Annotated in this window: 7 protein-coding genes; 5 read left to right on the top strand and 2 right to left on the bottom strand. The window is 60.8% G+C overall.

Annotation, left to right across the window (positions count from 1 at the left end):
* Positions 1 to 898: DUF4331 domain-containing protein (locus CR105_RS16900; RefSeq protein ID WP_229413978.1), on the bottom strand; the 898-nt coding region annotated here is incomplete at its 3' end.
* Between the two features lie 232 nt (positions 899 to 1,130).
* Here CR105_RS16900 and CR105_RS16895 point away from each other — a divergent pair.
* The 5 genes from CR105_RS16895 (at position 1,131) to CR105_RS16875 (ending at position 5,176) form a co-directional block, all read left to right on the top strand.
* Positions 1,131 to 1,724, top strand: a complete 594-nt coding sequence (locus tag CR105_RS16895; RefSeq protein WP_099790249.1) for a sigma-70 family RNA polymerase sigma factor — start codon at positions 1,131 to 1,133, stop codon at positions 1,722 to 1,724.
* Positions 1,721 to 2,452, top strand: a complete 732-nt coding sequence (locus CR105_RS16890) for an anti-sigma factor (RefSeq protein WP_099790247.1) — start codon at positions 1,721 to 1,723, stop codon at positions 2,450 to 2,452. The genes CR105_RS16895 and CR105_RS16890 overlap by 4 nt, the downstream gene beginning before the upstream one ends.
* Before the next feature lie 93 nt (positions 2,453 to 2,545).
* Positions 2,546 to 3,100, top strand: coding sequence for a fasciclin domain-containing protein (locus tag CR105_RS16885; RefSeq protein ID WP_099790245.1), 555 nt, complete (start codon positions 2,546 to 2,548; stop codon positions 3,098 to 3,100).
* A gap of 457 nt (positions 3,101 to 3,557) precedes the next feature.
* A complete protein-coding gene (locus CR105_RS16880) occupies positions 3,558 to 4,613 on the top strand; it encodes an NAD(P)-dependent alcohol dehydrogenase (protein WP_099790243.1) in 1,056 nt (351 codons plus the stop codon).
* Between the two features lie 56 nt (positions 4,614 to 4,669).
* Positions 4,670 to 5,176, top strand: a complete 507-nt coding sequence (locus tag CR105_RS16875; protein WP_099790242.1) for a Crp/Fnr family transcriptional regulator — start codon at positions 4,670 to 4,672, stop codon at positions 5,174 to 5,176.
* 232 nt (positions 5,177 to 5,408) lie between these two features.
* Here the strand turns inward: CR105_RS16875 and CR105_RS16870 are convergent, their stop codons facing one another.
* On the bottom strand, positions 5,409 to 6,017 hold the full coding sequence (locus CR105_RS16870) for a PH domain-containing protein (RefSeq protein ID WP_099790240.1): 609 nt from the start codon (positions 6,015 to 6,017) through the stop codon (positions 5,409 to 5,411).
* Between the last annotated feature and the right edge of the window lie 10 nt (positions 6,018 to 6,027).

The raw sequence follows: 6,027 nt of genomic DNA, 5'->3' as shown, positions 1-6,027 counted from the left end.
TGATGCCGGTTTTTGGTGCTGGATTGAGCAGGCGGCCCTGGCGCAGGCTGGCGGTGGCGTAGGCGCCAATGACCGGCTCGGTGCCGTTGGTCAGGCAGGCGATCGGCACTTCGATGGCGATCGAGCTAACGTTCTTGCCTTCGAGGTCGTTCTTGTTGCCACCCACTTCAGGTCCGAGCGGGTTCAGGTTGAACAGGTCGAAGATCTTGCCGACGGCAATGTAGAACGGCTCCTTGCGCTGGCCGACAAATACGCGGCCGTTGCCGCAGGTGCCCATGTTCAGGTCGTACATGTGCAGGTTGGCGTAGGTTTCGTAGGCGGTGGCGCTGCCGAATGTCTTGTCGCCGATGTTGTCGACCGGCTTGTCGAATTCAGTGGCGCCGCCGGTCACAGCGGCCAGGCGGGTGCGGGTGCCGGAGCGGCGGTCGCCCTTGACCATGTCGATGGTGTAGGTTTCGCGCACGTTCAGCGACGCCGGGTTGACGCCGGAAATGGTGCTCGAATTGATCAGGGGAATGCGGATCGACTTGCCGCCGATTGGCAGCGCGATGCCTTTCGAGGTATTCTTGAAGCGCATCTGGAACGTGATGTCTTCCTTGGCGTCGCCGTTGTTGTCGACGTGGATTTCATACAGCGCGTTTTCGTCGAACTGATAGAAGTTCGGGCCGCCTTGCGGATCCTGGAACGGCTGGAAGTTGGCGATCATCGTCACGAAGCCTTCGCGCCCGGCGGCGTAGCTACGGAACATGTAGAAGTCAGTGCCGTCGACTTTTGGCGCCTTGGTCAGGAACGGCGCTTCGCGGTGGCTCGACGCCTGCGCCGGCGCGAATGCGCCTGCCAGCACGGCGCCAGAAATCATAGTTGCCAGCAATAGGTTGGTTCGTTTCGTCTTGTCCATGATCGTTCCTTTAATTATGTGGGATGCAGCTGCGCCGCGGAGTTATCTGAATCGTTACTTCATGCTCCTACGCTGATATACGTAGCGTTTTTGGAAACGGATTCAACAATTTCAGTTTATTTTCAGGGTCGTCGTAAAACGGCACAGCGCCCCGTGGAAACGGGAATTTCTCGTCTATAATTGTTGTGCTCTGGGCAATAGCTCGGCAAAAACTTCTTGAACGGAAAATCTCGTGGCATCTATCGATCCGCAGCAAAATCAATTGCGGGAATGGCTCGCGGCAGTTGCGCAGCGCGACGCCGTGGCCTTTCGCCGTCTCTACGACGCCACTTCGCCGAAACTGTTTGGCTTCGCCACGCGTATATTGATCAAGGGAGAGTGGGCCGAGGAAGTGCTGCAGGAGAGCTACATCAGCATCTGGAACAATGCCGCCAGCTACCAGCCGGCCCTTGCGGCGCCGATGACGTGGATGACGACGATCGTGCGCAACAAGGCTTTCGATGCGCTGCGGCGCGCGGGTGTGGCGGGCGCCGGCGTCGAGATCGATGCCGACACCTTCGATCCGGCGGTGATGGAAGCGCTCGAAAGCGGCGCGGCGACGCCGTTCGAAGCGCTGCAATTGAGCGGCGACGCGAAATCGCTGGCGCAGTGCCTCACACGCCTGGAAGGAATGCATCGGCAGGCCATCGCGCTGGCGTTCTATCACGACCTGTCGCACAGCGAGGTGGCGGAGCAGTTGAAATTGCCGATAGGTACAATCAAGACGTGGATCCGGCGCGGCCTTGAACGCCTGCGCGGTTGCATGTCGAAACTGGAACGCGCATGAATCACAGCAATTTGCAGCGCAATGAAGTGCTCCGCGAGCAGTTGGCGGCCGAGTACGTGCTCGGCACGCTCAAGGGCGGTGCGCGCCGCCGCTTCGAACAGTGGATCGCCATCGATGCGACCCTGGCACAGGCGGTCACGCGCTGGCAGGGTACGCTGCATCCGTTAGCCGAACTTTCGTCTCCCGTGCAGCCGCCGACGAGCGTGTGGGTCGGCATCGAACGCAGGCTTAACCTTGCGGCGCTGCGCGTGGCTCCGGTGCATGCTGCGATTTCGGGGCGGTTGCGCGACAGCCTCAGGTTCTGGCGCGGCCTTGGGCTGGGCGCGAGCGCGCTGGCAATGCTGCTCGTGTTCGTCCTGGCAACGCGCGCGCCGGTGGTCGAATCGCCGGCTGTTTCCTACGTTGCCGCACTGAGCGGCGAGAACGCGCAGGCGGCAGTTGTCGTCACTGCGGACGCCGTGCGGCGCACGCTGATGGTCAGGGTCATCGGCGATTCGGCCGTCACTGCCGACAAGGTGCTGCAGTTGTGGGCGTTGCCGAAGCAGGGCGCACCGCGCTCGCTGGGTCTGCTCGCGGCCAACGGCGCGGTCACGCTGGCGATGCCGGGCGATGTTACCCCAGGCTCGACGCCGCTGCTGGCGGTCAGCCTGGAGCCGAGGGGCGGCTCGCCAGATCCGAACGGGCCAACCGGACCGATATTGTACAAAGGCGCGCTGGTGCAGATCTGAGTGCGCAAATTTCTGGAAGAAATTTGTGAATCTGGTGTGGTTGTGGCTGCGTATAAATTCATGCACACGCAAACAATCACACCAGGAGTCATCATGAAAAAACTTGCTACCGTACTCGTTCTGACCGCAGCATTCGCAACCGCCGGCACGGCGCTCGCAGCCGATACCGTCATGGTCGGCGGCCAGAGCATGTTGCAGTCGAAGGACATCGTCGACAATGCCGTCAACTCGGCCGACCACACCACGCTGGTCGCCGCCGTCAAAGCCGCCGGACTGGTCGAAACGTTGAAAGGCAAGGGCCCGTTCACCGTGTTCGCTCCGACCAATGCGGCGTTTGCCAAGCTGCCGGCCGGGACCGTCGACACGCTCGTCAAGCCGGAAAGCAAAGCGACGCTGACCAAGATTCTGACTTACCACGTCGTGCCGGGGAAGTATGATTTCAAGGCGCTGCAGGGCGCTATCAAGAAGGGCAATGGCAAGGCCGAACTGGCGACTGCGAGCGGCGGCAAGCTGATGTTCCACATGAACGGCATGCATAACATCGTCGCGAAGGACGAAGCCGGTAACACCGCAAGCATCAGCACCTACGATGTGTACCAGTCGAATGGCGTGATCAACGTGATCGACACGGTGCTGATGCCAAAATAATCGCTCGCGCGTCGCCGGCGAACTCCTGGCCAAAGACGGCAGACCACGGCAGCTGCGATACACTCGGCGTGATGACCAGCAGTCCAACTTGCTGATCACCGCGGCCCGGCGCGGCCGGCTCGCAGCACCACCCGGTCGCCACCGACGGCATCTTCAGCGCTTCGCCCAGCAAGCGCTCGGACAGCGATCACTATCGGCCGCCGGGCGGAGGTTTTCGTCGATATGGCTGCACGCTCGCTTCGCCCGCCTTAAGTTGGGGCATCCGCTCTTTATCTCCATGGCTAGCGGCAAATTGCAAAAGCCGCAGGCTTTGCGCCCGTGCGTGGCTCGGACGAAATCGTGGACGAAATCTTTTCGGCCGGCCGCGGACCAATTGCAACACCAGATTTGATGCACATCATTATTTTTTCGCATCGTGTGTGCGAAGGTGGCCACCATCAGACAAGAGGGAGTCATCATGCGCACGATGAAAGCGGCAGTCTACGTACGCCCCGGCGTTATATCGCTCGAAGAGAAACCGGTGCCGACGGCCGGTCCGGGCTGCGCGGTGGTGAAGATCACGACCACGACGATTTGCGGCACCGATATCCATATTCTCAAGGGAGAGTTTCCGGTGGCGGCGGGCCGCACGATTGGCCATGAACCAGTGGGAATCATTGCCGAGCTCGGTGCCGGCGTCGAAGGCTACAGCGTCGGGCAGCGCGTGGTGGTGGGCGCGATAACGCCCTGCGGCCAGTGCTACACTTGCCTCGACGGCCACCAGGCCCAGTGCGGCGGCAAGCCGGCCGGCGGTTGGCGCTTCGGCAATACGATCGACGGCAGCCAGGCCGAATACCTGCGGGTGCCGAACGCGATGTCCAATCTGGAGCCGATTCCGGACGGCCTGAGCGATGAGCAGGTCCTCATGTGCCCCGACATCATGAGCACCGGTTTCGGCGGCGCGGAAAGCGGCGACATCCGGATCGGCGATACCGTCGTCATCTTCGCCCAGGGCCCGATCGGGCTGTGTGCGACAGCGGGCGCGAAACTGCGCGGCGCGAGCCTGATCATCGCCGTCGACGGCCTTCAGGCGCGGTTGGACGTGGCCAGGGTCATGGGTGCCGACGTGACGATCGACTACACCAAGACCGATCCGCTCACCGAGATCATGCGCCTGACGCACGGGCGCGGCGTCGACGTGGCAATCGAGGCATTGGGAACCCAGGTTACCTTCGAACAATGCCTTCGCGCGCTCAAGCCGGGCGGCACGCTGTCCAGCCTGGGCGTTTATTCGGGCAAGCTATTTATGCCGCTCGACGCGTTTGCCGCGGGACTCGGCGACCACCGTATCGTGACTACGTTGTGCCCTGGCGGAAAGGAACGCATGCGCCGTCTGATGAACGTCGTCGCGTCGGGCAAGGTCAACCTGGAACCGATGGTCACGCACCGCTTCCGGCTCGATGAAATCGAACTTGCCTACGATCTGTTCGCGAATCAGCGCGACGGCGTGCTCAAGGTGGCGATCACGCCGTGATACAGGAACGCTGTGTTAGCCTGCGACATCACCTTGCGACGCCGCGACGGGAACCAATGCCAGTTTCGTACGTGCATCGCACCAATGCGAACCATCTGCTGGGCAGCTTGCCGGCAGTGGCCCTCGAACGCATGCTGCACCACCTGACCCTGGTACCCATCGCCAGCGGAGAAACGCTGTACCAGACAGGCCGCCCGCAGCCCTACGTCTATTTTCCCATCCGCGGTGCTGTATCGCTCAGCTACCTGGGCGGCGCGACCCAGGTCGAGATATCGCTTGTGAGAAATGAAGGCGTGATCGGGATTCCACTCTTCCTCAACGGCGTCGTATCGCCGTGCCGCGCCGTTGTGCGCGACGCCGGCGCGGCCTACCGCATGAGTACGCATCGCCTGACCGAAGAGTTCAACCGGGCCGGGCAGCCGCTAAGGGTGTTTCTTGCGTACGCACGCGCCCTGACAGCGCAAATGGAGCAGACCGCCGCCTGCAACATCCAGGGGACGATCGATCATGATTGGTGCGCTACCTGCACCCATGCCAACACCTGTCCGGCGGCCGATCCGTAACGCGGCGCCGCTCTCACGCGTCCGGGCGCGGGTGTCGTGCAGCTCGCTTTCCCGCGCCCCATGGGTGCCAAAGGCGAGATTGAGGAAGCCGAGGTGGACGACCGCCACCTGCAACAGCACTGACATGCAACCGCGCCCAACAGCCATGGCTTAGCTGTCTAGCTTTGAAACAACTTTGAGACGCCCAACCAAATCATGCAAAGTGCAAATACGATTGGGCTTGATGCAAATCCTAGTTGTGAATATATTTTGTGAACACGTCACTGAAATCCCGTTTCGTGTGCGTGTCGAACATGGATGTGTTGAGGGCCTCCAGCAGTAAGCCGTATTGGACGGCCAGCCCACCTTCACCTGGGGCGATATTGAGCTTGTGCACGGATGCTGTGGCGTCCAGCGTGCGCATCGCGTTGTCCCGCGATGCCGCGTCGCGTTTCTGCTGTTTGCCGATAGTGATCAAAGCCTTGTAAATATCCTTGAGCTGCTCAATGAAGGTCTTCTTGATATCGATTGAGAACACGATGCCCTCCAGGTCGAACTTGAGCTCGATGTCCATATCGAGCGTTCCGGCGGTCTCGATGGTCACCTTGGAGATCTGGTGGGAGGAATAGTCGTAGCGCTTGATGGAGCGCTTCGAGGATATTGCCGAGTCGCCGTCTACATGGATCAGGGCGAGGTTTGTGAAGCAGTACTCATCCTTCTTGCTTTTAATGAGGAAGAAGATTTGCTCGCCATCTTCGTTAAATAGGTAATCGTCCGCATCGACCTTGTTGTAATCCGCCGGATCGACGATGACGCCGATATCGCTAATGCCAAGTGCACCCGCTGCCAGTCTCTTGAACATGATTGCCTTT

Source organism: Massilia eurypsychrophila, assembly GCF_002760655.1.
Classification (GTDB): Bacteria; Pseudomonadota; Gammaproteobacteria; order Burkholderiales; family Burkholderiaceae_D; genus JAFCUW01.
This window is presented reverse-complemented; position numbering and strand designations above follow the sequence as displayed.